General features: G+C 64.0%; 20 protein-coding genes. 7 read left to right on the forward strand and 13 right to left on the reverse strand.

The window, feature by feature from the left end; translation table 11 throughout:
- Positions 1–12: 12 nt before the first annotated feature.
- From E0E00_RS01865 to larD, 4 genes are all read left to right on the forward strand, one after another.
- Complete coding sequence (locus E0E00_RS01865) at positions 13–747, forward strand: iron-sulfur cluster assembly scaffold protein (RefSeq protein WP_130810891.1); 735 nt, start codon at positions 13–15, stop codon at positions 745–747.
- A 29-nt stretch (positions 748–776) separates the two neighbouring features.
- The gene (locus E0E00_RS01870) at positions 777–1,793 is read left to right on the forward strand and encodes a GGGtGRT protein (RefSeq protein ID WP_130810893.1); all 1,017 of its coding nucleotides are present in this window, start codon (positions 777–779) and stop codon (positions 1,791–1,793) included.
- A gap of 168 nt (positions 1,794–1,961) precedes the next feature.
- Positions 1,962–2,846, forward strand: a complete 885-nt coding sequence (locus E0E00_RS01875) for a DegV family protein (protein WP_207302614.1) — start codon at positions 1,962–1,964, stop codon at positions 2,844–2,846.
- 228 nt (positions 2,847–3,074) lie between these two features.
- Positions 3,075–3,800, forward strand: coding sequence for a D/L-lactic acid transporter LarD (gene larD / locus E0E00_RS01880; protein WP_130810895.1), 726 nt, complete (start codon positions 3,075–3,077; stop codon positions 3,798–3,800).
- Here larD and E0E00_RS01885 read toward each other — a convergent pair.
- On the reverse strand, positions 3,797–4,576 hold the full coding sequence (locus tag E0E00_RS01885) for a Rossmann-like domain-containing protein (protein WP_130810897.1): 780 nt from the start codon (positions 4,574–4,576) through the stop codon (positions 3,797–3,799). The two genes, larD and E0E00_RS01885, sit on opposite strands and share 4 nt — an antisense overlap.
- A 124-nt stretch (positions 4,577–4,700) precedes the next feature.
- On the opposite strand from E0E00_RS01885, the gene E0E00_RS01890 reads away from it, so the two are divergent.
- The gene (locus E0E00_RS01890) at positions 4,701–5,255 is read left to right on the forward strand and encodes a hypothetical protein (RefSeq protein ID WP_130810899.1); all 555 of its coding nucleotides are present in this window, start codon (positions 4,701–4,703) and stop codon (positions 5,253–5,255) included.
- Between the two features lie 15 nt (positions 5,256–5,270).
- Here the strand turns inward: E0E00_RS01890 and E0E00_RS01895 are convergent, their stop codons facing one another.
- The 4 genes from E0E00_RS01895 to murI all read right to left on the reverse strand — a co-directional run bounded on the left by E0E00_RS01895 (position 5,271) and on the right by murI (position 9,303).
- Positions 5,271–6,416, reverse strand: coding sequence for an ABC transporter substrate-binding protein (locus tag E0E00_RS01895; RefSeq protein ID WP_130810902.1), 1,146 nt, complete (start codon positions 6,414–6,416; stop codon positions 5,271–5,273).
- On the reverse strand, positions 6,413–7,258 hold the full coding sequence (locus E0E00_RS01900) for an ABC transporter ATP-binding protein (protein ID WP_130810904.1): 846 nt from the start codon (positions 7,256–7,258) through the stop codon (positions 6,413–6,415). Before E0E00_RS01900 ends, E0E00_RS01895 begins: the two co-directional genes overlap by 4 nt.
- A gap of 13 nt (positions 7,259–7,271) precedes the next feature.
- Positions 7,272–8,291, reverse strand: a complete 1,020-nt coding sequence (locus E0E00_RS01905) for an iron ABC transporter permease (protein ID WP_242622090.1) — start codon at positions 8,289–8,291, stop codon at positions 7,272–7,274.
- A gap of 223 nt (positions 8,292–8,514) precedes the next feature.
- The gene (gene murI, locus E0E00_RS01910; RefSeq protein WP_130810906.1) at positions 8,515–9,303 is read right to left on the reverse strand and encodes a glutamate racemase; all 789 of its coding nucleotides are present in this window, start codon (positions 9,301–9,303) and stop codon (positions 8,515–8,517) included.
- A gap of 122 nt (positions 9,304–9,425) precedes the next feature.
- On the opposite strand from murI, the gene E0E00_RS01915 reads away from it, so the two are divergent.
- Positions 9,426–9,854, forward strand: a complete 429-nt coding sequence (locus tag E0E00_RS01915; protein ID WP_130810908.1) for a peptidylprolyl isomerase — start codon at positions 9,426–9,428, stop codon at positions 9,852–9,854.
- A gap of 186 nt (positions 9,855–10,040) precedes the next feature.
- Here E0E00_RS01915 and E0E00_RS01920 read toward each other — a convergent pair whose 3' ends face one another.
- From E0E00_RS01920 to E0E00_RS01945, 6 genes are all read right to left on the reverse strand, one after another.
- Positions 10,041–11,441, reverse strand: a complete 1,401-nt coding sequence (locus tag E0E00_RS01920) for a TrpB-like pyridoxal phosphate-dependent enzyme (protein WP_130810910.1) — start codon at positions 11,439–11,441, stop codon at positions 10,041–10,043.
- 262 nt (positions 11,442–11,703) lie between these two features.
- Entirely contained in the window at positions 11,704–13,467 is a 1,764-nt protein-coding gene (locus E0E00_RS01925; protein ID WP_130810912.1) for a [FeFe] hydrogenase, group A, read from the reverse strand.
- The gene (locus E0E00_RS01930; RefSeq protein ID WP_130810915.1) at positions 13,461–15,281 is read right to left on the reverse strand and encodes an NAD(P)-binding protein; all 1,821 of its coding nucleotides are present in this window, start codon (positions 15,279–15,281) and stop codon (positions 13,461–13,463) included. Before E0E00_RS01930 ends, E0E00_RS01925 begins: the two co-directional genes overlap by 7 nt.
- A gap of 214 nt (positions 15,282–15,495) precedes the next feature.
- Positions 15,496–16,770 carry an O-acetylhomoserine aminocarboxypropyltransferase/cysteine synthase family protein gene (locus E0E00_RS01935; protein ID WP_371683375.1) on the reverse strand — a complete coding sequence of 425 codons (1,275 nt, stop codon included), beginning with the start codon at positions 16,768–16,770 and terminating at the stop codon, positions 15,496–15,498.
- 55 nt (positions 16,771–16,825) lie between these two features.
- Positions 16,826–18,190 carry a class II fumarate hydratase gene (gene fumC, locus E0E00_RS01940; protein WP_130810919.1) on the reverse strand — a complete coding sequence of 455 codons (1,365 nt, stop codon included), beginning with the start codon at positions 18,188–18,190 and terminating at the stop codon, positions 16,826–16,828.
- A 13-nt stretch (positions 18,191–18,203) separates the two neighbouring features.
- The gene (locus tag E0E00_RS01945) at positions 18,204–19,664 is read right to left on the reverse strand and encodes a CHAD domain-containing protein (protein ID WP_130810921.1); all 1,461 of its coding nucleotides are present in this window, start codon (positions 19,662–19,664) and stop codon (positions 18,204–18,206) included.
- Between the two features lie 289 nt (positions 19,665–19,953).
- Between E0E00_RS01945 and E0E00_RS14585 the strand changes: the two genes are divergently transcribed.
- Positions 19,954–21,273, forward strand: coding sequence for an alpha/beta hydrolase-fold protein (locus E0E00_RS14585; RefSeq protein WP_207302615.1), 1,320 nt, complete (start codon positions 19,954–19,956; stop codon positions 21,271–21,273).
- 401 nt (positions 21,274–21,674) lie between these two features.
- Here the strand turns inward: E0E00_RS14585 and E0E00_RS01955 are convergent, their stop codons facing one another.
- Both E0E00_RS01955 and E0E00_RS14260 read right to left on the reverse strand, forming a co-directional pair.
- Positions 21,675–23,069, reverse strand: a complete 1,395-nt coding sequence (locus E0E00_RS01955) for an SGNH/GDSL hydrolase family protein (protein WP_130810923.1) — start codon at positions 23,067–23,069, stop codon at positions 21,675–21,677.
- Positions 23,070–23,121: 52 nt separating this feature from the next.
- On the reverse strand, positions 23,122–24,170 hold a 1,049-nt coding region (locus tag E0E00_RS14260; RefSeq protein WP_165443505.1), incomplete at its 5' end, for a hypothetical protein.

Consider the following 24,170-nt stretch of genomic DNA (forward strand, 5'->3'; position numbering starts at 1 on the left):
AGAGGAGAACACATGCAGTATTCGGCAGAAGTGGAGCGCATGTGCCCGATTGCCAAGGGCGCATACCACGGACCGGCGCCCATCCCCGAGGAGGGCAAGTGGGTCCAGGCCAAGGAGGTCACTGATATCTCCGGCTACACCCACGGTGTTGGCTGGTGCGCCCCGCAGCAGGGTGCCTGCAAGCTCAGCCTCAACATCAAGAACGGTGTCATCGAGGAGTGCCTCGTCGAGACCATCGGCTGCTCGGGCATGACCCACTCCGCCGCCATGGCCGCCGAGATCCTCCCCAAGAAGACCATCCTTGAGGCCCTGAACACCGACCTTGTCTGCGATGCCATCAATGTCGCCATGCGCGAGCTCTTCCTGCAGATTGTCTACGGCCGCAGCCAGACCGCTTTCTCCGAGGATGGCCTGCCCGTTGGCACCGGCCTCGATGACCTTGGCAAGGGCCTTCGCTCCATGGTGGGCACCATGTATGGCACTGCCGCCAAGGGCGCCCGTTACCTCGAGCTCACCCAGGGCTACGTCACCCGCATGGCCATCAACAAGAACGACGAGATCGTGGGCTTTGAGTTCCTCAACCTCGGCAAGTTCACCGACGCAGTCAAGTCCGGCGTCGACCCCGCAGAGGCTGTCCAAGAGGCCATGGGCCACTACGGCCAGTGGGATCAGGCCGTGAAGTTCATCGACCCTCGCACCGATGAGGAGACCCACAGCACCGAGTCCACGTTCCCCGTCCATGAGTAACCCCGAGTAGAGAGAAGGAGGTACAGCACATGGCCATCACGTTCGAAGGCTACGAGCGCCGCATCGACCAGATCAACAAGGCGTGCGAGCAGTACGGCATCAAGGACCTCGAGGAGGCCCTCAAGCTCTGCTGCGACCGTGGCTTCAACCCCTATGACATCACCACCGGCATCCAGTCCATCGCGTTCGAGAACGCCAAGTGGGCCTACACCCTGGGCTGCGCCATTGCGCTGAAGAAGGCCGAGAAGGGCGAGGCCACCACGGCCTCCGAGGCTGCCGCCGCCATCGGCGAGGGTCTGCAGGCCTTCTGCGTCCCCGGCTCCGTTGCCGACGACCGCAAGGTCGGTCTTGGCCACGGCAACCTGGGCGCCATGCTCCTCGGTGAGGACACCGAGTGCTTCGCGTTCCTGGCCGGCCACGAGTCCTTCGCTGCCGCCGAGGGCGCCATCGGCATTGCCAACAACGCCAACAAGGCCCGCAAGAAGCCGCTTCGCGTCATCCTGAACGGCCTTGGCAAGGACGCCGCCCAGATCATCGCCCGCATCAACGGCTTCACCTACGTGAAGACGCAGTTCGACTACTACACGAGCGAGCTCAAGGTCGTCGAGACCATCCCCTACTCCGACGGCCCGCGCGCCAAGGTCAACTGCTATGGTGCCGACGACGTCCGTGAGGGCGTTGCCATCATGTGGCACGAGAACGTCGACATCTCGATCACCGGCAACTCCACCAACCCCACGCGCTTCCAGCACCCCGTTGCGGGCACCTACTTCAAGGAGCGCGTGCTTGCTGGCAAGAAGTACTTCTCCGTGGCGTCGGGCGGCGGCACCGGCCGTACCCTGCACCCGGACAACATGGCTGCCGGCCCCGCCTCCTACGGCATGACCGACACCATGGGCCGCATGCACTCCAGCGCCCAGTTCGCCGGCTCCAGCTCCGTGCCCGCACACGTTGACATGATGGGTCTTATCGGCATGGGCAACAACCCCATGGTCGGTTGCACCGTTGCGTGCGCCGTTGCCGTCGAGGAGTCCCTCAAGAAGTAGGGCTTCTCACCATGCAAGGCATTTGGCCCGCTGCCCCATCTGGGCGGCGGGCTTTTTTGAGCCCTGGGCCCTTGCCGGGCACGCCGACGCGCTGGCTGCGCTGCGGTGGCTCCCTCGCACCGTGGGATGGTATGCTCTTCACACGCCCAAGACGATTCGGAGGCCCAGGTGCCTAGCTACATCCTAAGCTGCTGCTCGACCGCAGACGTGACCGAGAGCTTCCTCAGGGAGCGCGACATCCGCTACGTCTTCTTCAACTACGAGCTGGACGGCGAGCAGTGCAAGGACGACTTCGGGCAGACCCACTCTCCCGCCGACCTGTTCGCGCGCATGGAGGCAGGCGCCAAGACCCAAACCTCCCAGGTGTCCGTTGGCGACTACATGGCCTTCTGGCGCCCGTTCCTCGCAGGCGGCCAGGACGTACTCCACGTCACGCTCTCCTCGGGCATCTCGGGCACCCACAACTCGGCCTGCATCGCGCGCGACAGGATTGCCCGCGAGTTCCCGGGCCGACGCGTGGTCGTGGTGGACTCGCTGGCCGCCTCGTCCGGCTACGGCCTGCTCATGGACAGGCTTGCCGAGCTGAGGGAGTCTGGCATGGGCCTGGGCGAGCTGGCCGCCTGGGCGGAGAGGCACAAGCGCGAGGTCCAGCACTGGTTCTTCTCGTCTGACCTCTCGTTCTTCATCCGCGGTGGCCGGATCTCCAAGACCGCGGGCTTCTTTGGCCACGTGCTCAGGATATGCCCCGTCATGAACGTGGCGCCGGACGGCTCGCTGGCCGTGTGCGAGAAGATCCGCACCAAGCGCAAGGCCGAGCGCCGCGTGCTGGAGCACATGACCGAGCTTGCCCAAGGCGGCAGCGACTACCGGGGCAAGGTGTTCATAAGCAACTCCGCCTGCCTGGAGGACGCCCGCGACGTCGCCAAGCTAATCGAGGGGCAATTCCGGCGTATGGACGGGAGGGTCCGGCACTTCGACATAGGCGCGACCATAGGCTGCCACACCGGCCCTGGCACGGTTGCCACGTTCTTCTGGGGCAAGAGGCGTGCATAGCGAGAGGACAGCGCCACCACGGCGGACCAGCCCGAAGGCACCTGGGACGCGAACGGGCGCAATCCCTCGGTATCGCCGTCTGTATCCCATCACCGCTAATTTATGCGTTTCTCTCGCAGAAATGAGAAAATATCCTCATTCTGTTCCGTTAACGGTATGATTCTTGCAGCGAACGGCAGATTTCACCCGCACACCCACCCACACGCAACACGTCGAGAAGGAGCCCCCATGCCCTACAACATCCTTGCCGAGTTCGGGAGTACGGCCCTCATGATCATCTTTGGCGTCGGCGTCCACTGCGACACCGTACTCAAGGGGACCAAATACCAGGGCTCCGGCCACATGTTTGCCATTACGACGTGGTCGTTTGGCATCTCGGTGTGCCTCTTCATCTTTGGCGGCTCCATCTGCATGAACCCCGCCATGGCGCTTGCCCAGTGCATCCTCGGCCTTGTCCCTTGGTCGATGTTCGTCCCGTACGTGATTGCCGAGATGCTCGGCGGCTTTGCGGGTGCCGCCATCGCTTGGTTCATGTACAAGGACGAGTTCGAGGCGTCCGAGGGCGTTGTGGACCCCATCGCACAGCGCAACATCTTCTCGACCAACCCCACCAGGAACAACCTCCCGCACGACTTCTTCTGCGAGGCGCTCTGCACCTTCTTCTTCATCACCGGCATTCTCGCCATTGCGCACTACGCGGGTGATAACCTGCTTCTCTGCGCCATCTGCGTTGGCCTTCTGGTGTGGGCCATTGGCATGGGCATGGGTGGCATCACGGGCTTTGCCATGAACCAGGCCCGCGACCTTGGCCCTCGCATGGCTTACCAGCTGCTTCCCATCAAGAGCAAGTGCGACAACAACTGGAAGTACGGTCTCACCGTCCCCGGCATCGCGCCGTTTGTGGGCGCGGCGGTAGCAGCCCTCTTCGTGCACGGGTTCCTCGGGCTGTTCTAGGGGTTTGGGCCTTGCCGTGCGAGAAGGGCCGGCACAAGGCCCCCAGCAGCAAGCGGGGAGCCACCAACGGCAATGGCTGCGCGCACGGCCTCGGGGTCCGCAACCACACTGCCCGCAACCGCGCTTGCCCCAGCATCGAGAAGCGCCGAGGAGAGCGTGGCTGACGGCCCCACGACGGTCACCCTCGCTCCCCTCGCAAGCTCCAGCAGCCTCGGCATGGTCCGGTTCGTCTCGGCCATGCCGGTGATGAGGGCAAAGTCCGTCTCGGGAAGAACGTACTCGCAGGCGGTGTCCGGAAGGTCGCGCCTGTCTCGCCGCTCGCGCTCAAGCACCAGCACGTCCGCCGCCGCCTCAAGCCCTTCCATATGGGGGAAGCGCCCCACCACCACGAGCTGGGCGCGACGTCCGTGCTCCCGCTCGAAGGCAGAGAGCTCTCCCGGCAGCTCGCGAAAAGGGTCGCCACCAGTTGGGCCCCCAACGCGACCCGAGGCGTCACGGACCAAGTCCTCCCTGTTGTACCAGGCATTTATTGCAGCCACACCGAGCGTGGCCACCTCGAGGTCCCATGAGCGCACAAGCGCTCCCACCTCGGCCAGGGACTGCCCGCGTACCCCGCTCAAGCGCTCGCGCCTGCCACCCCGACAGGTGGCCGCCACGCCCATGCCGCACTCCGCCTCGACGTAGCTCCAGTGCGTCCCCAGGCAGGCGTCCCTCACGCAGATGCCAGGCGGAATGGGGGCGAGAAGCCCGTCGTAGAGTGTCCACGCATTTGTCATGTCGTACCTGCTCCCATGCACCGGATCACCCACACGGGTGACCCACCGTCAACCAGACCCACGCCTACAATGGGAAAGCGATCTGCTCCCCCATCTTTGCTCCCCGTCCCTCGTTGGAGGCCACATGCTTGCCATTCTCAGCTCACAGCGTCAGACGGGCAAGACCCGCTGGTTGGAATCCGCCGTGGCAAGGGCGAGCAGGGCGGGCATCCCCACCTATGGCGTCCTTGCGCCCGGACGCTGGCGGCGCCTTCCCACGGGAGCCTTGGAGAAGACGGGCATCGACAACGTCCTGCTTCCGGGCACCATCCGCATCGTCTTTGCCACGGCCGCCGCGAGTGGCTGCGGCTGGGACTTCTCGGATGGGGCCATCGCCCGCGTGAACGAGCACCTCACAGGGCTTCGGTCATGCGCCGCCGCTGCACGCCCAGGGCTTCTTGCAATAGACGAGCTGGGCCCGCTCGAGCTTGTGCGTGGAAAGGGCCTCACTGAGGCGCTGACCCTTCTCGACCTAGGCCCCCAGCCTGCCTGGCCCCATGCCATCGTGGTGGTGAGACCGGAGCTCTGCGACCAGGCCACGCAGCGCTTCTCGGCAGCATGGGGTACGCCTGCGGTTTTTGGGCCCATGCCCAAGGACGCGGATCCTGTGCTTTGCGCCCTCGGGCTGGGTGAGGCCTAGGGAAAACGCCTTGCCCTACTCTCCCTTGGGAAGGGCGCCTGCCAGGATGATCGTGCACTCCTCGTCGGAGAGGTCGTATCCGTAGAGCGTCTTGAAGTACGAGACGGCCACGTCCTTGACGCCCGTCTGGAAGCGGTCGGGGTAGCACAGGCGAGCAAACCACTGCATACCCAGCACCTGGTTGACCGACGGAGGGCTGGAAAGCCAGTTGTAGGGCACACTTGGAACCTGGAAGTAGTTCTGGTCGCGAATCGCGGCAATGCCTGCCCAGGCAGAATCCGACCCCACCGTGTCGTAGATGCTGTCCGGCCCAAAGACGATCATCTCGGGGTCCACGGTAGCGATCTGCTCCAGACTCACCTCCTGGCCCATACCCGAGCCAGATGCCTTTTCGACCTCAATCGCGTTCTCCGCGACAAAATCGATGACGTTGTCCTGGTAGCTACCCTTGGCAATGGCGTTCAGGCCCGAGTCGCCCAGGAGGTAAGCCACCTTGGGCCTATCGGTGTCGGCAAGCGTCGAGACAACCGCGTTTACCTCGTCGTAGGCGTTTCTGCAGTACGCAGAGAGGTCCGAGCACCGCGACTCCTCGCCAAGGAGCCCTCCCAGCTGCTCGTAGACGGAATCGTAGGTGTCAAGCGTTGCCTCCACGTGCACGCAGGCAATGCCGAGCTGCTCCTGGAGGTTGTCCATGTCCTCCACGATGGTGTCCTTCGCCTCACCCACGTCGATGATGAGGTCGGGTGCGGCATCGGCCACGGACTCCTTGTTGAAGTCACCCTTGCCGCCATAGATCTGGCCAAAGACCGGAAGCTCGACCGCGGCGTCGCCAAACAGCCTCTTCTGGTCGTCGCTGAGCTTGGTGGCCATGCCGCAGAGCTTCGAGGTGTCAACCGTGAGGAGGATCTGCTGGGCCAGGGGACCCGAAGGCGCAACCTTGGCGACCTCAGCCGGAAGCTCGACCGTGCGGCCGCAGGAATCCGTGAAGGTCCGTGTTGACGAGGCCTCTGCGGCAGACCCCACAGAGGAGGACGAGGCGTCATTGGCGCCTGTGGACGCCTGGTTGCCACAGGCGGCAAGCCCCCCGGTGATGCCCAGGCCCAACGCGCATGCAAGCGCTGAGGCAAAGCCCCTTCTCGTCATCTGATGCTGTCGTGTCATGTCAATCGATCTCCCTTCAGCCGTGACGGCTCGCGGCCCTCCCGCGAAGGCGCCGCCGCGGACGAACGCAAACACGAGACGGGGACGCAGGCGCGCGCCCTGTCGCCAAAGAGGGGGCTCACCAGCACGCCCATGCCGTAGAGGCCGCTCACACCCTCCGACGTAACCACCTCGGCAGGACTCCCCACCGCCGCCACCCTCCCGTCCGCAAGCGCGATCACGCTATCGGCGTAGAGGTAGGCCTGCTCGGGCTGGTGCGTGGAGAGAAGCACGGACCGGCCCTCGTCTGCCAGCGAGCGCACCAGCTCGAGCACGCGAGCGGTATTGCCGAAGTCGAGCGCACTCGTGGGCTCGTCCATCACGATGGAGCGGGCGTCCTGCGCTACCGCACGCGCCACGAGCACCAGCTGCTGCTGGCCTCCGGAAAGCCTCGTCACCACGCGATGGGCGAGGTCGGCGATGCCCACGCGCTCGAGGGCGTCCATGGCGCGTTCCTCGTGCTCGCGCCGGGGCGCCCGGAGCATGCCCATGTCTGTCCCGCAGGCCATGAGCACCACGTCGATGGCCTCGTAGTCAAAGGGCGCTGCATGGGCCTGCGGTATGTAGGCCATCTCGCGTGCTCGCTTGCGCACTGAGAGACGCGCGACGTCGTGGCCGTTGGCCTCGATGCTTCCCCGGTAGTCGTCGCGCAGCCCCAAGACGCAACGGAAGAGCGTGGTCTTGCCTGCTCCATTGGGGCCAAGGACCGCGCCCAGGCAGCCATCGCCAAGGCTGAACGAGACGTCGTGGAGCACCTCTCGCTCGCCGTAGGAAAACGAGAGGTTCGAGACGTTGAAGCTCACGCCAGACGCCCCCTCACTTCTGCCTCCCCTTCGTGATGAGCCACAGGAAAAACGGGGCGCCCACGAATGCCGTGAGGATGCCGATGGGGATCTCCGCCGAGGTGGCAAGACGCGCGACGTCATCCACAACCAGGAGAAACGTGGCACCGAGCAGCATGGATGCGGGAAGGAGGTGTCGGTAGTCCGCCCCAACCAGCCCCCGGGCAAGATGCGGCACGACAAGTCCCACCCAGCCGATGATTCCCGTCACCGAGACGCCTGCTGCCGTCACAAGGGTGGCACAGACGATGGCCAGTGCCCGCACGCGCGGTGCATCCACGCCCATGGAGCGTGCCTCGTCGTCGCCCATGGTGAGGGCGTTGATGCGCCAGCGCAGCGCAAGGAGTCCGGCGTTGCCCGCGAGCATCGGGATGGCGACAAGGATGAGGTCTTGCGTGCGCGCGCTGGTGAGCGACCCCATGAGCCAAAACGTGATGGCCTGCAGCTGGGCGGACGGGTCTGCGACCAGCTTGGTGTAGGAGACGCTCGCCTGGAAAAGCGAGCTCACCATGACACCGGCAAGCACCGTGACCAGCACGCGGTTGCCCTTTGCCACGTGGCTGATGAAAAGCACGACCACGACGGAGAGCATGGAGAACACAAACGCGGAAATCGACGTTGCCAAAGAGCCCGCAGAGAGGAGAATGGCGAGGCAGGCGCCAAAGGCCGCGCCCTGAGATGCGCCCAGGAAGTCGGGGGACACGAGGGGGTTCTGGAAGATTCCCTGGAAGGAGGCGCCGGCAGCCGCAAGCGAGCAGCCCACGGCAAGCGCAAGCACCACACGAGGAAGCCGCACGTTAAAGAAGAGCGTCTCCTGCTGCGTGGTCCATTCCCTTGTCAGGGGAAGCACGCGCCCCGCAATCATGCGAAAGACGTCCCCAACGGGTATTTCGAACCTTCCCAAGGCGAGGGAAAGCACCGTAGCCACCAGCATGGCTGCGGCAAGACACCACAGCACGCCGGCAGGATGCGAGCGCACCTCCGACCATCGCATGAAGCTGTACCTTCCTATCCTCGCACGCCCAAGGGCGCATCCTGCGTTATCCATTGGCATGGGCAACGACTGCCATGGTAGCGCTCCGAGTCACCGAGGATGCAAACTATTCGTACTTGGGCAAGACCATTTGTGTGTTCGGAGGGTTACGCCCGATGAGCGGCCGGCATCGTTGGCGTCAGGGGGGGCGCGGTTGCACAGCGACTTTCATATGAAAGGGTCCCTACGGCTCCGACCCCCGCGCAAGGTCGAAGAGCCTCCGGTACAGCGCCAGTTCCCCCGGCGTGTCGATACTTGAGCGAAGCTCGACGCTCCCCGCCTGGGAATCCGGGGCGAGAAGCCCTGCCGCCCCGAGGCGGCGGCGGGTCTCTCGAGCCGTGCCCTCTCCCCCGTCGAAGAGTGCGACATCACCCATGACCTCGAGAATCTGGTCGCGAACCAGCGGATAATGCGTGCAGCCCAGCACCACCGAGTCAACCTTGCCACGCCACGGGCCAAGGTAGCGCTCGAGAAGCCCGCGAATCTGCGGTGACCCAGGGTCGCCCTTCTCGATGAGGTCTGCCAGCCCCACGCACGGCACCTCAATGACCTCGGAGTCTGTGCCCCAACGGTCCTCGAGGCGCTGGAACTTGCCCAGGCGAAGCGTTGCCGCCGTGGCCATGACCAAGATGCGCCTGTGCCGCGGCGCAAGCGTCGCCGGCTTGAGCGCCGGCTCCACGCCGATGATGGGGATCCCCGGGTACACCTCGCGAAGGGTCGGTGCCGCAACCGAAGTCGCGGTGTTACAGGCAATGACCAGTGCTTTTGCGCCTTCGTCCACCAATGAGGCAGCGGTGCGCCGCGAGAGCGCGAGGATCTCTTCGGGAGGCTTGTCACCGTAGGGGGCATGTGCGGAGTCGCCAAAGAAGACGAAGCGCTCGTGCGGCAGCTCGGCCACCAGGCGGCTCAGGATGGTAAGGCCGCCCACCCCTGAGTCAAACGCCCCTATGAAGCCGTCCCTCTCTGCGCCCATGCGTGCCTCCCCACGATACCTGCATGGAACCAGTATGCCACTCGCGGCGGGTGACGTTGTGGCGTAGAGTTTTTGGCACTGCGGCCACGAGCGGCCGCGCACGGCCATCCCAAGGAGGATCCATGGGCAACGCAGGCAAGAAGGTCAAGGTGCACTATGTTGGCACCCTCGACGACGGCACCAAGTTCGACTCGTCACGCGACCGCAACGAGCCGCTGGCATTCACGTGCATGGCAGGCCAGATGATCAAGGGCTTTGACGATGCCGTCAACGAGATGTCCGTAGGCGAGACAAGACGCGTCTACATCCCTGCTGCCGAGGCCTATGGCGAGAGGCGCGAGGGCCTCGTGCAGACGCTTCCCGTCGCCATGATGCCCGGCGCCGAGCAGCTCTCCGTTGGCCAGCACGTGACGCTGTCCTCCCCCACCGGCCACCCCTTCCCTGCCGTGGTCGCAGCCAAGGATGATGCCAACATCACCTTCGACCTCAATCACGAGATGGCTGGCAAGGACCTCAACTTCGAAATCGAGCTGCTCGAGGTCGAGGGGTAGGCCTTCGGCACGACGTCAGGGCCCTCGCCGTGGCACGACACACGATGGCGCCGAAAGGCCCTTTTCCTATGAGAAGCCCACGACAATCGACCCTCCGGCACCAAGCCGATGCCGGAGGGTCGATTTCCGTCAGGGACCGTGCGCCGGGGAGACACCCCTGGTGCACTCGCCCCCGCGTCTGCGTCCCTACTGCAGCCCGGGAACGTGCGGGATGGTATCGAAGCCCGCTTGGAGCTCCTCGTCGGTAGGGACGTGGTCCTCGAGCTCGCCCTTGTTGTACTTGTCGTAGGCCACCATGTCAAAGTAGCCGGTACCCGTGAGGCCAAAGAGGATGGTCTTCTCCTCGCCCGTCTCGCGGCACCTCTCGGCCTCGCGAATCGCCTGGAGAATGGCGTGCGAGCTCTCGGGGGCGGGCAGGATGGTCTCAAGCTTGGCAAACTGTTCGGCGGCGCCAAACACGTCCGTCTGCTTCACGGCGACGGCCTCCATGTAGCCGTCATGCTTGAGCTTGGAGACGATGGGGCTCATGCCGTGGTAGCGTAGGCCACCGGCGTGGTCGGGGCTGGGGATAAAGCCGTTGCCCAGCGTGTACATCTTGCAGAGCGGGCAGGTCTGGCCCGTATCGGCAAAGTCGTACGCATAGACGCCACGGGTGAGCGTGGGGCAGCTCGTGGGCTCGACGCCAACGAAGCGTGTGTCAGGATGCCTGCCGGTGAGCTTGTCGCGCATGAATGGGGCGATGAGGCCGCCGAAGTTCGAGCCACCGCCACAGCAGCCAATCACGATGTCCGGGTACTCGCCCAGCTCGCGAAGCGCCTCGTAGGACTCGAGCCCGATGATCGACTGGTGCAGGAGCACCTGGTTGAGGACGCTTCCCAGCTGGTAGCGGCCCTTGTTCTGGGGCACGTTGAGCGCACGCTCCACGGCCTCGGAGATGGCAGTGCCGAGAGAACCGGTGCACTCGGGGTCTGCGGCCAAGATCTTCTTGCCAGCCTCCGTAGTGGGTGAGGGCGACGGCGTGATGGTTGCGCCAAAGGTCTGCATCACGCTGCGACGGAAGGGCTTCTGCTCGTAGGAGCACTTGACCATGAAGACGTCGAGGTCAAGGCCAAAGTGTGCGGCCGCCTCGGAGAGCGCGGTGCCCCACTGGCCAGCGCCCGTCTCGGTGGTGATGTTGGTGATGCCTTCGGCGTAGGCATAGTACGCCTGCGCCAGCGCAGAGTTCAGCTTGTGCGAGCCCGAGGTGTTGTTGCCCTCAAACTTGTAGTAGATCTTCGCAGGCGTGTCGAGCGCGCGCTCCAGGTTGTACGCACGGCAGAGCGGGCTGGGGCGATACACGCGATACATCTCCATGACCGGCTCGGGAATCTGGAAGTACGGGGTATCGTCGTCGAGCTCCTGCTCGCAGAGGGCGCGAGCAAAGACGGGCGCAATGTCGTCCACTGTGGCAACCTTGCCGTTGGGAAGCCTCATGGGCTCGGGCTTCTCGGGCATGTCGGCACGCAGGTTGTACCACGCGGCGGGAATCTGGTCCTCACGCAGGTAGATGCGGTAGGGATCCTTGGTTGCAGTGTCTTTTGGACTCATGGTGCGCCTTCCTTTCATATGCTTCCTGACAAAGTCGAGCTTGCGTGCCATGGCCTGCGCCGCGCAAAAGAAAAGGACCCCCGGAACATGTCCGAGGGCCCTTGTGCGTGCGTGTGCGCGGATGGCCATCGTCAGTCCGGGAGGGTCTCGGTCCTTGTCCACCACCACGCACCAGCGCACACGCGTGCGCCGAGAAGAGCGATGCCAGCGGAGAGGGACATGGGGGGATTCCTTCCTTGGGGTGACGATGCCAGAGACTCTATCAGATGTTTGTTGCGGCGATGTTACGCCCTTGCGCCTCGCCGGGCATCTTCCACGCATGCTGGTCGGTATGCAGCAGCCTCTCCGCGCGCTCGGAGAGAGGCGCGCCCAGGTAGTCTCGGTAGACAGCCTGGATGGAGGGGTTCTCGTGGCTGCGCCGCAGCTTGGCCGTGCGGTCAAGCTCCCACAGCACGTCGCCACGGACACCCGCAAGCTCCTCGCCGTCGTGGATGGGAAGCCCGCCGCCACCGGAGCAGCCGCCCGGACACGCCATGACCTCGACGAAGTCGTAGGAGACCTCGCCGGCCTCGAGTGCGTTGAGCAGGCGGTTTGCGTTGCCCAGGCCATTCGCCACGGCAACGCGCAGCGTGGTGCCCGCAATGTCGAAGCTGGCCTCCTTCCAGCCGTCGAGCCCGCGCACGCCCCTGAAGGCCTCGGCGTCGCAATTCTCGCCGCATACCAGATAGTACGCCGTTCGCAGGGCCGCCTCCATAACGCCGCCGGTTGCGCCAAAGATCACGCCGGCGCCCGTGGCCGTGCCAAGCGGCTGGTCAAAGTCGGTCTCGGCAAGCGAGAAGACATCGATGTGCTCGGCGCGAATCATGCGGTCAACCTCACGCACCGTAAGCGAGACGTCCACGTCGGGGTCCCCGCAGGCATCGTTCATCACGGGTATATCGACCTCGGATTTCTTGGCCAGGCAGGGCATGATCTCCACGCAGAAGATGCGGCGCGGGTCTACGCCCAGAAGCTCTGCGTAGTAGCTCTTGGCTATGGCGCCAAACATCTGGCCGGGCGACTTTGAGGTAGAGAGTTGGCCGGTGAAGCGGGGGTGGCGTGCCTTGCAGTAGCGCACCCAGCCGGGGCAGCAGCTCGTGAACATGGGAAACCTCACGCCCTCGGGGTGCCTGAGGTGCTCAACTAGCTCGGAGCCCTCCTCCATGATGGTGAGGTCGGCCGAGAAGTCCGTGTCAAAGACGTAGTCAAAGCCCATGCCCTTGAGCGCGGTCACCAAGCGCTGGGCCGTGGCCTTCTCGCGCGGCAGGCCAAACGGCTCGCCCCAGGCCGTACGCACGGCAGGCGCAACCTGCACCACGACAATCTTGTCGGGGTCTGCCAAGGCATCGAAGGCGCGGTCGGTGTCATCGCGCTCGCGCAGGGCGCCCGTGGGGCAGTGGGTGATGCACTGTCCGCAGAGGGCACAGTCCGAGTCCTCGATGAGGCCGCCCCCACGCACGCCCACACAGGTGTGGCTCGAGCGGTTGGTGAGGTCCCAGATGCCCTCGGCCTGGACCTTCTCGCACACCTGAATGCAGCGCAGGCAGTTGATGCACTTGTCATTGTTGCGAATGAGCGGGAAGTCCTGGTTCCACGGCTGGTGAGGCAGGTGCTTGGCGTAGGGCAAGCTCGTGATGCCGAGGTCGTTGGCAACCGTCTGCAGCGCGCAGTTGCCAGAGCGCACGCAGCTCGTGCACTCGGAGTCGTGCTGCGAGAGGAGGAACTCTACGTTGGTCTTGCGAGCCACGCGCACCTTGGGACTGTTGGTGCGCACCACCATGCCGTCAAGCACAGTGTTGTTGCAGGCGGCAACCAGCTGGTCGATGCCCTCGATCTCGACCACGCACGCCCTGCACGCACCTATCTCGTTGATGTCGCGCAGGAAGCACAGGGTTGGAATGTTGATGTCGACAGACTTGGCCGCATCCAAGATGGAGGTGCGCTCCGGAACCGTGGCCTGCTTGCCGTCGATGGTAAGGGTTACCACTGCTCGATCCTCCCTCCACGGAACGCGCCAAAGCCAAAGTGGTCGCACCTCAGGCACCTCGATGCCTCCTGGTGGGCCTCTTCCTCGGTGAGACCGTCCTCGATGAGGTCAAAGTCACGCTTGCGGTCCTCGGCCTCACGCAAGGTCATTTCGCACCTGGCGCAGCTCGTCTTGCCCTTGAACTGCACGGGCGGCAGATCCACGTCGAGTGTGACCTGGTGATTGAAGCCCAGGTAGTTGTCGATGTTGCCTGCGGCCACCTTACCGGCGTTAACGGCACGGATGACCGTGGCGGGACCGCTCTGGCAGTCGCCGCCCGAGAAGACGCCGTCCATGCCGGGCACGACGGAATCCGCCCCCACGTCAATGCGGCCGCGCCTGCATGGCACGCCCTGCTCCTCAAAGGGGCCAGACTCGATGGCCTGGCCAATGGCCACCACCACACGCTCGCAGGGAATGACCTCCTCGGGAGCATCTGCCTCGCGCGGAGCGAAGCGCCCGCGAGAGAGCCCACCGATGATCTGCCGCTGCACGCGCAGGCCGGTCACGTAGCCGCCCTCCGACTCGATGGCGATGGGTGCATGGAGTTCGAGAAGCTCGCAGCCCTCGGCCTTGGCACCTGCGATCTCCTCGTCCTGAGCGGTCATGTCGGCAACGCGGCGGCGATAGACGATCGTGACCTTCTTGGCACCCAGGCGAATTGCCGAGCGCGCAACGTCCATGGCCACATTGCCGCCGCCAATCACGCAGACGCGTTCCTGGCTAAAGTCCGGGCGGGCCTCATCACCCAAGGCGCGCAGCATCTCAACCGCGGAGAGCACGCCCACGGAATCTTCGCCAGGAAGCCCCAGCTTGCGGTCGAGGTGCGCGCCAATGGCAAGGTAGACGGCATCGTAGTCTGCACGAAGCGCCGCAAGGTCATCGACCTTGGAGTCACGGTTGACCTTAATCCCGCAGTCCAAGATCCACTTGATCTCGGCGTCAAGGCGCTCGTGCGGCAGGCGGTAATTGGGGATGCCGTAGCGCAGCATGCCGCCCAGCTTGTGACGGGCCTCGTAGATGGTGACATCGTGGCCCATGACCGAGAGGTAGTACGCACACGAGAGGCCCGCAGGTCCGCCACCCACAACGGCCACGCGCTTGCCGGTCTTCTCGGCCATGCCAGGGCGGTAGTCCGACTCCATGTGGTCGACGGCATAGCGCTTGAGGCCGCGGATGTTCATAGGGTCGTCCACCATGCCGCGACGGCAGTTCATCTCGCAGGGATGCTCGCACACATAGCCGCAGACCAGGGGCAGTGGGTTGTCCTTGCGGATGAGCCGCACGGCGTCTGCGTAGCGGCGCGCCTCCACCAGGCTGATGTAGCCGGGGATGTCCACACCCGCCGGGCAGCCGGAAACACAGGGCACAAGCTGGCTCTGCGTAAAGCCACAGGCGCGCTTCTGAACGTGGTGCTCGAAGTCGTCGCGGAAGCCGCGGATGGCCGTAAGCGCCATGTCACCGGCCTCGTAGCCAATGGCGCAGTCGGCCGAGAGGTAGATCGTGCGAGCCGTACGCTCGATAAGGTCAAGCGTGTGCTCGTCGGCACGGTTCTCCAGGACGTCGTTCAAGAGGTCCGAGAGCGCTCGCAGCCCAACGCGACAGGGGGTGCACTTACCGCAGCTCTGCGTAGCGCACATGTTGACATATGCCGCGGTGAACTCCACCGGGCAGGGAGCGAGCGAGCTTACCGCAAGGCGCCTTCCCAGTGCCTCGTGCAGGCCGTCCATCACGGCCTGGGCCTCGCTCCGCTCCATCACGTGAAGCCTAGCCATATGTTCCTCTCCTTGTCGTGGACGCCCACCGGGTCCCCACCCGGCAGGGCACATAACATTTCTAGTCTCACGGTTGACGGGACTCTTTGATTCGCCAATCCGCAAGCGGTACAAAGAAAGGGGTGGACGCGTTGCCCACCCCCTCTACATGGTGTTTTCTTGTCGGTACGCGCACGTGCAGAAGAAGCCAGTGCACGCCAAAATGCGAGAAGACCTATGCGTGCGCGAGTGCCTGCTCAACGTCTGTGACGAGGTCATCGGTACCCTCGATGCCACAGCTCATGCGAACCGTCGCGGGAGAGATGCCGGCTGCAACCAGCTCGTCGTTGGTCATCTGGCGGTGCGTCGAGGACGCTGGATGCAGACAGCAGCTGCGAGCATCGGCCACATGGGTCTCAATCGCAAAGACGCGCAGCCCGGCCATGAAGCGCTCTGCCGCCTCGCGACCGCCTGCGACCTCAAAGCTCACCACGCCACAGCTGCCGTTGGGCAGGTACTTCTCGGCAAGATCGTGGTACGGGTCTCCCGGAAGATCCGGATAGCGCACGGATGCCACCTTGTCGCTCTTGGAGAGGAACTCCGCGACCGCGCGGGCGTTCTTGCAGTGCTGCGGCACGCGCACGTGCAGGCTCTCGAGGCCGAGGTTGAGGTAGAAGGCGTTCTGGGGGCTCTGGATGGAGCCAAAGTCACGCATGAGCTGCGACGTTGCCTTGGTAATGTAGGCCCCCGCCTGGCCGAACTTCTCGGCATAGACAATGCCGTGGTAGGACTCGTCCGGCGTGGTAAGGCCCGGGAAGCGCTCGGCGTTGGCCATCCAGTCAAACTTGCCCGAGTCGACAATGGCACCGCCCACGCCTACGCCATGGCCGTCCATGTACTTGGTGGTGGAGTGGGTCACGATGTCGGCACCCCATTCGATGGGACGGCAGTTGATCGGCGTGGGGAAGGTGTTATCCACGATGAGGGGCACGCCATGCGCATGTGCAGCGGCGGCGAACCTCTCGATATCGAGGACAGCCAGTGCCGGGTTGGCCACGGTCTCGCCAAAGACGCACGTGGTGTTGGGGCGAAAGGCCGCATCGAGCTCCTCGGGGGTGCAGGTGGGCTCGACGAAGGTGCACTCTATGCCCATCTTGGCCATGGTGTGGGCAAAGAGGTTGAAGGTGCCCCCGTAGATGGTGGAGCTTGCCACCACGTGCCCACCCGCCTCGCAGATGTTGAAGACGGCAAAGAAGTTGGCTGCCTGGCCGGAGCTGGTGAGCATGGCCGCGGCGCCACCCTCGAGCGCAGCGATCTTTGCCGCAACATGGTCGTTCGTGGGGTTCTGGAGGCGGGTGTAGAAGTAGCCCGAATCCTCCAGGTCAAAGAGGCGGCCCATCGCGTCGGAGGTGTCGTACTTGAAGGTGGTGGACTGGATGATGGGCACCTGGCGCGGATCGCCGTTGCCCGGTGTGTAGCCCGCTTGCACGCAGCGGGTTTCGATGCTCATATCGCTCATTGGGTCTCCCGTCTTCCGTTGCCCATGGCACGCCGTGGTGACGCGCCTAGACCATCTCTTCTGGGTGGAACACCTCGTCGAAGCGCTCGGGACTGAGAAAGCCCAGCGCCACGCAGGCGTCGCGCAGACTCATGCCCTCATCGAAGGCCTTGTGAGCCACCTTCGCTGCGTTCTCGTACCCAATGTAGGGGTTGAGGCAGGTAACCAGCATGAGGGAACGGTGCAGGTTCTCGTCCATGCGTTCCCGAATCGCAACAATGCCTGAGGCGCAGCGCGCATCGAAGGAGCGAATAGCATCCGAGAGGAGCCTCGTGGACTGCAGGAAGTCGTGCGCAATGACCGGCATGAAGACGTTGAGCTCGAAGTTGCCCTGGCTCGCCGCAAAGCCAATGGTGGCGTCGTTGCCCATGACCTGCACGGCAACCATGGTCACCGCCTCGCACTGCGTGGGGTTGACCTTGCCGGGCATGATGGAGCTTCCCGGCTCGTTAGCGGGGATGCGTATCTCTCCCAGGCCACAGCGCGGGCCCGATGCCAGCCAGCGTACGTCGTTGGCGATCTTCATCATGCCGGCGGCCAGCGTGCGCACCGCCCCATGCGCAAACGAGACAGCATCCTTGCCAGAAAGTGCCGCGAACTTGTTTGGCGCCGAGACAAACGGCATGTCCGTGAGGCGAGCCACCTCGGCGGCGACAGCCGTGCCGAATCCCACGGGCGCGTTGAGGCCAGTGCCCACCGCAGTCCCGCCAAGGGCCAGCCGATACAGCCCCGGCAGCGCAGCCAAGAGTTGCTCGCGGGAATCCTCGAGGAGGCCACGCCAGCCAGAGACCTCCTGGGAGAAGGCGATGGGCACAGCGTCCTGCAGGTGGGTGCGGCCGCACTTCACGATGCCCGCGCTTCTCTCCTCTAGGTCGCGCAGTGTAGCGATGAGCCGGTCAATCGCGGGGACGAGGTCCTGCGTGATGGCCATGGCCGCAGCGATGTGGAGCGCTGTGGGGAAGGTGTCGTTGGAGCTCTGGCTCATGTTCACGGTGTCGTTGGGGTGCAGGCGCCGCTCGCCGGCAAGGGCGTTGCCGCGATTGGCAATGACCTCGTTCACGTTCATGTTGGACTGCGTGCCCGACCCCGTCTGCCAGGCCACCAGCGGGAACTGGTCGTCGAACTTGCCGGCGAGAATCTCGTCAGCCGCCTGGGCAATAAGGTTGGCGTCCTTCTCGTCCAGGCGGCCCAGCGACGCATTTGCCAGGGCGGCCGCCTTCTTGAGCACTGCGAACGCATGGATTATCTCGCACGGCATGCGCTCGGTGCCTATGGGGAAGTTCTCGTGGCTTCGCTGGGTCTGGGCGCCCCACAGGGCATCCGCGGGGACCAGCACCTCCCCCATCGAGTCATGCTCGCAGCGATACTCCATGCGCTGATGCCTCCTATTCTGCGGGCCCCTCGGAAGAGGCGTCATCGGGCATGTCGGCCGGCACGCTATCGGCAACCTCGGTTTTGGACCCGACGTCAGCCGTCGCGGACTCGGACTCGGCATCGGCCTCGGGCTCCTCGGCGGCCTCGCGGCGCCTCATGCCCGACACGATGGCCGAGACGACCTCGCTCTGGTCGCGCCCGGCCACACCAAGGTCGGCACGCACGCCGCGGAAGCGAGGGCTGTGGCGGAACTCGTCGGCAAGGGAGGCGTTGGTGCGGGCGTTGCAAAGGGCTCCCAGGTCACGCTGAATCTCGTCCATGTACTGGCTCATCTGAGCGCGCTCGTCGCCCAACACCACGCCCAGGCGATTGGCAACGTAGTGGAGCTCCTTGGCGTCGCGGCGGGCGTCGTAGACGGCGTTGGGACTAGAGAGGTCAAGCCCAAAGAGCGCCTGGTCGAGGGTGTCAAGCTCCTCGTCAAAGCGGGACTTCAGGTCGTTCTCGCCCAAGCCGTGCGCAAGCACGGACTTCTTCCAGCGAAAGCGTGAGAGATCCTCCACCAGGGCACCGAGCTTCTTGGCCAGCCCCTTCTTGCGCACCAGCTCCATGAACGAGCTGCACTCGAGCTTGCGCTCGTGAGCGCAGGCAACGGGAAGCAGGCTGTTCTCACCCAGCTCGCCCGACTCCACAAGGTCATCGACGGTCTGGGAGAAGATGTCGATACCGCGCAGGCGCGCGGTGGTGTCAAGGAGGTTGCGCAGGACCTTGTCGGCACGCTCTGCCTGCTTCTTTGGCTCCCAGGGAGAGAGGAACGAGACGAGCGAGCGAAGCCTGCGCACGTCCATGCGGAAGTCGCGGAGAGCATCGACGTCATCTGGGTTGTTGAAGAAGGACTCGGCGCCGGCAGAAAGCTCGCCGGCAGATGCGATGACCTCGCCCTCGATGGAGACGAGCGAACCCCAGGCGCTGGACTTGGGGCCGTCGACAAACCAGAGGGGCGATGCGGGCGTTGGCAAGGCTGGCACCTCCGCCGTCTCGCCCGTGGGAGCGGACGGCCGTGGCAGCTCGACGGCAAGCGCGGCACCCTTGCTGAGCTTGATGGGAGAGCCCAGAAGCTGCGTTGCAATGGTGTCGAGCGAGGGAACGTGGCCAACGACCACCACGGTATCCTCGGGCGTGGTAGCAAGTTGCGCGAGAATGGCGTCTGCGTCCTGGTCATAGAGGGTCTGGTCGACCTCAATGCCGTCGACACCCAAGGCGGTTGCGACCACCTGTGCCGTCTGCATGGCCCGAATCGCGGGACTCGACCACACGTTCACGTCGTCATAGTCATCGAGCAGCGAGAACGTGCGCGGGTACGCAATCTCGAGGGCGTGCCTGCCGTCTGGCGTGAGCTCGCGGCAAAGGTCCGACGAGCCATCCCGTGCATTCTCAGCCTTGCCGTGCCGTACGAGAACAAGGGTCCTGACCATGAGATAACCTCCGCAGATGCAACGCTTACACCTACATGAATGCCAACCAACAGCGTGGGCTCTCCCCGCCCATGAGGCTTTAGCATAGCAGTCTGCCGTGGCATTGGCGTTAACTGGCGGGCTCGGCGGTCGACCGACGGGGACAGACGCGATTCGCCTGCTTGGCTCAAGGCGCACAGATGGATAACATAACGGTGGTCCTGCATTTTAACGATTGGGAAACCACCCAAAACGCAGTTTTGCTATCATAAAGGCGCAATCTTGAGCAAAAAATGAGGGGAGCGGTCAAATGAATCGGGAAACGGTAACCGCGCACAGCAAGAACCTCGGCAAGGACATGAGCATCCGCGTCTATGGAGAGTCCGGATGGCCCATCATCGCATTTCCCATCCAGGATGCCATGAGCGACTGCTACGAGCAGTTCGGTATGGTCGACGCGATGAAAGACTACCTCGAGAGCGGAAAGGCACAACTCTTTGTCCTCGATTCTGTCGACGCTGAGGGCTGGTCGGACCGCGGGGGCGACAACATCCTGCGCGTCAAGGTGATCGAGGCCTTCTACAACTACGTGTGCGAGGAGGTCGTCCCCTTCGTGCACGAGCGCAATGGCTCAGACCTGCGCCCGCTTACGATGGGCTGCTCGCTGGGCGCCACCCACGCACTCGTGGCGTTCCTACGTCGCCCGGACCTCTTCCAGGGCGTCATCGCGCTCTCCGGTGGCTACGACGCGCAGTTCTTCTTCGGCGACTGGATGAACACCACTCTATACTTCAACTCCCCTGTGCACTTCCTGCCCAACACGCCGCACGACCATCCCTACATTGGTCTCTACAACAGGCGCGAGATCGTGCTGTGCTGTGGCCAGGGCGCCTGGGAGGAAGAGGGCCTGCGCACCGAGCACATCGTGGATGACGCCTTCCGCGCACTGGGCGTGAACGCCTGGTGCGACTACTGGGGCTCCGACGTCGACCATGACTGGCCGTGGTGGCAGAAGCAAATCCAGTACTTCCTCCCCTACGTACTCGATGAGGCTGAGAAGTACCGCGCCGAGGAGGTTGCCGAGGCCGCCAAGAACACCCCGGCAAAGCCCCTGACCGAGAAGAAGCCTGCGGGCACCAAGGCCACGCGCACGTCTCGCGCAAAGACGACGGACACCGCAAGGAAGGCACCTGCCGCAAAGGCGGAGCCCAAGACCGCAAAGGCATCTGCAGCCAAGGCTGAGCCCAAGGCGACAAGCAAGGCAGCCCCCAAGTCTGCGGCCAAAAAGGCCGAGCCCAAGGCTTCCGCTGCGACTGCAAAGGCCAAGGCTGCTCCCAAGGCCAAGGCTGCCGAGGCAAAGCCCGCTGCGAAGGCTGCACCCAAGGCGACTGCCAAGCCTGCGGCCAAGAAGCCTGCTATCGCGAAGGCCAAGCCCGAACCCAAGGCCACTGCCGCCGCGAAGGCTGAGCCCAAGGCCCCTGCGACTGCAAAGGTCAAGACTGCTCCCAAGGCCAAGGCTGCAGCCACCAAGCCTGCCGAGGAAAAGCCTGCAGCCGCAACCAAGGCTCCCGCGAAGAAGACCGAGCCTGCCGCGAAGAAGACAACGCGCACGCGCAAGTCGACTCACTAGCGGCACGGATCAAAGCACATACGAGGCGAGGCTGGGGCCATCCCCGCCTCGCCTTTCTTGTATGTCTCGCCGTCGCCCTTCTGGGCCTCGCGCAGGCCCGTTTGGCAAAAGTTCGTTGTTGTGAGTACGCACAATGTAGGATTTCTGACAAAGTGGCCCTTCCCTGGGGCCAGTCTGGCAGAAAAGTAAGGTCTAGCGTACGCACAACGATCATTTTCTGACGAGGCTCCTGCGTTTGCCCAGTTGGTCGCCTGAGCCGTGTCAGAACTTGAGGGTTGTGGGTACGCATGACCCTCAAGTTCTGCCAGATTGGCTCTCCCGGGGCCGTCCATTGGCGAGAAAGTCCAGATATGCGTACGCACGAACCCCATCCTTTGCCCGAAGGCCCGTCCGGCATGCCCCTACGACGAACTCCACACGCAGTATTGCTCATACTCGATGTTGGACCCCACCTGCCGCGCGTTTACGCGCACCGAAAGGCTCCCGTCAGCAGGGACCTCGCACGTAACTGTGGCGTTGGGACTCCAGTCCTGCAGCACGCTGGTCACGTTGCCGCCCTCATCACACAGGCAAAACTGGTACTCCACCTGCATACTCGTACCCGTGTACGGCGTTGCCTCCAACGTAGCCACACCGTTTTCCACCGACCCGTCAAGCGTCACGGCCGATATGTAGTCAATGGACGCCAGGTAGTCCGACCAGTCCTCGTACGAGTAGGACATCTCCGATGCGTCCTCACCGGCATCAAGCTGCTGGAGATACTCCGCAAACACCGCAGAGAACTCCTCTGCCCCCGCAGCATTGAGGTGCTCGCCGTCCCCGAAGTCCTCGGCTGTAGGTGCATAGTGGCTGCGCTTCAGGAGGTTGGCGTCGAGAAACACGCAACCCGAAGACTCGACCAGGTTGCGCATCCTTGTCATCTGCTCAGGGTACGCATTGCCATAGTTGAGCACGTTGAACGCCGGCCGCGGCGTGACCACAACCACGAGCTGCACGTTATTCTCGCGGCACAGGTCGATGATTTTCTGCATCATGGCCATGTTGTCATCGGTAAAGTCCCCAATCGGGTGGCTCGTGGTAGACATGAGGGACTTTGCCTTGGTCGTGTCGAGCAGGTATTCGTAGTTGCCGTATCCCTTGCCAACGTAGGAATAGGCCGGCTCGCGTACCTCTGCGGCATCTATTGGCGTCATGGTCATACGCTGCTCAATATTGCTGGCAATACCGCTGAGTCCACCTTTCACGTGCAGGATCGTCCACGGGAAGAGAAGGTCGAGGCATTTTGCATCGAAGAAGAACTCGGGGTCCGTAAGCATGCCCGCATAGTCGCAAAGCGCCTTGGGCAGCGACTCGTAGCTGGCCTTGGCCTGGATGTAGCTGACACTGGAGTTATCCCCAGCCCCAAGCGACATGGTCTCGTAGTCAAGTCCCAAGATCACGCGGCTCACCTTGTGGTCCGCGATGGCCTCGCTCACGGCCAGATAGCTTAGCGAGAGCGGCTGGGCTGGCGACGCAAGCGTAAAGGAGCTCGTGCCCAGCTCATCATCCAGGACATTGGGGTCGAAGGAGCGCTGCGCCGTGGAAGAGCCAACGATCACGGCATCTATGTCCTGATCGGCGGCCGCACTGTACTCCGACCACACGACCTCGCTCAGAGAGCCGTACGGAAAGAGCGCATAGGTGAGAAGGACGTCTATGCCCACGACAATGGCAACCACCACGAGGGTCTCGACGATGCGCCTCAATGCGCTGCGCGGCCCTTGAGGGGCGTGTTCCTCCGTTTTTCTCGATGACACCGAAGACCCTCCTCTGGCATGCGTGGCTGGCACCAAAACATGGCACCCCAGCCTAGTGCGGCATCCGCTGCATGCAGTAGCGCTCATAGTCCGCGGTCGAGCCCACCTGCCGCGCGCACACCATGACCTGGCCCCGAGCCCCGTCTGGCACCTCGCAGCTGTCCGAGCTGCCCCAGTCCTGGATGACCGTCTTGTTGCCATCCTCGCCAACGAGCAGGAACTGGTACTCGACCTGGACGTCCGTGCCCGTGTAGGCCTGGGCGGTAACCGTGGCGGAGCCATTGTCGCCCACGTCAAGTCTCGAAACCACGGCAGAGATCTGGTGAATGGAGGCCAGGTACTGGTCCCAATGGTCGTAGGAGTACGAGAGTGACCCTTCGTCCTTTCCCGCATCGAGCCCCTGAAGGATGCTCGCAAACGCCTGCGAGAAGCGGGTGGCGCCGTCGTGGTTCAGGTGCTCGCCGTCACCAAAGTCTGTGTCCTGGGGGGCGTACACCTCGGAGCGCAGGAGGCTGGCGTCCACAAAGGTGGCCCCGTTCTTCTCGACTACCTGCTGTAGCCGCGACATCTGCTCGGGGTACGCATCGCCGTAGGCAAGCACGTTGAAGGCTGGGCGCGGCGTGGCCACGACCACGAGCTCAACGCCATTCTCGCGGCAGAGCTGGGCAATGTTGGCCACCTGATCGAGGCAGGTCTGCTTGAACTCGCTGAAGCCATGAATGGACACAGAGGCGTCCTCGTGTGCGCGAGAGTAGTCGATGACGTTGTCGTAGTTGCCGTATCCCTTGCCGTAGTAGGTCCAGCCTCCGTTTACCACCCGCGCCGCCGCGAGGGTATCGTCGCCGCTCAGGCGCTCGCGCACGTTTGCAGCGATACTCTCGCGGTTGAGCTTCACGTGGTTGTACCCCCAGGGGAAAAGCGCACACAGCGAGTCCGACCTGCCGACGAACGCGGGGCTCACGAGGAGCTCCCAGTAGTCCGCCACGGCCTGGGGGAGGGGCTCGCCCTGCATCTTGGCGCGCGTGAAGGCCACGTGCGAGCCCGGCCATTCGACCGTCGAGATCGACTCGTAGTCCACGGCAAGAATCACCCGACGCACGT

Source organism: Olsenella sp. Marseille-P4559, assembly GCF_900605015.1.
In the GTDB taxonomy this organism is placed as follows: Bacteria; Actinomycetota; Coriobacteriia; order Coriobacteriales; family Atopobiaceae; genus Tractidigestivibacter.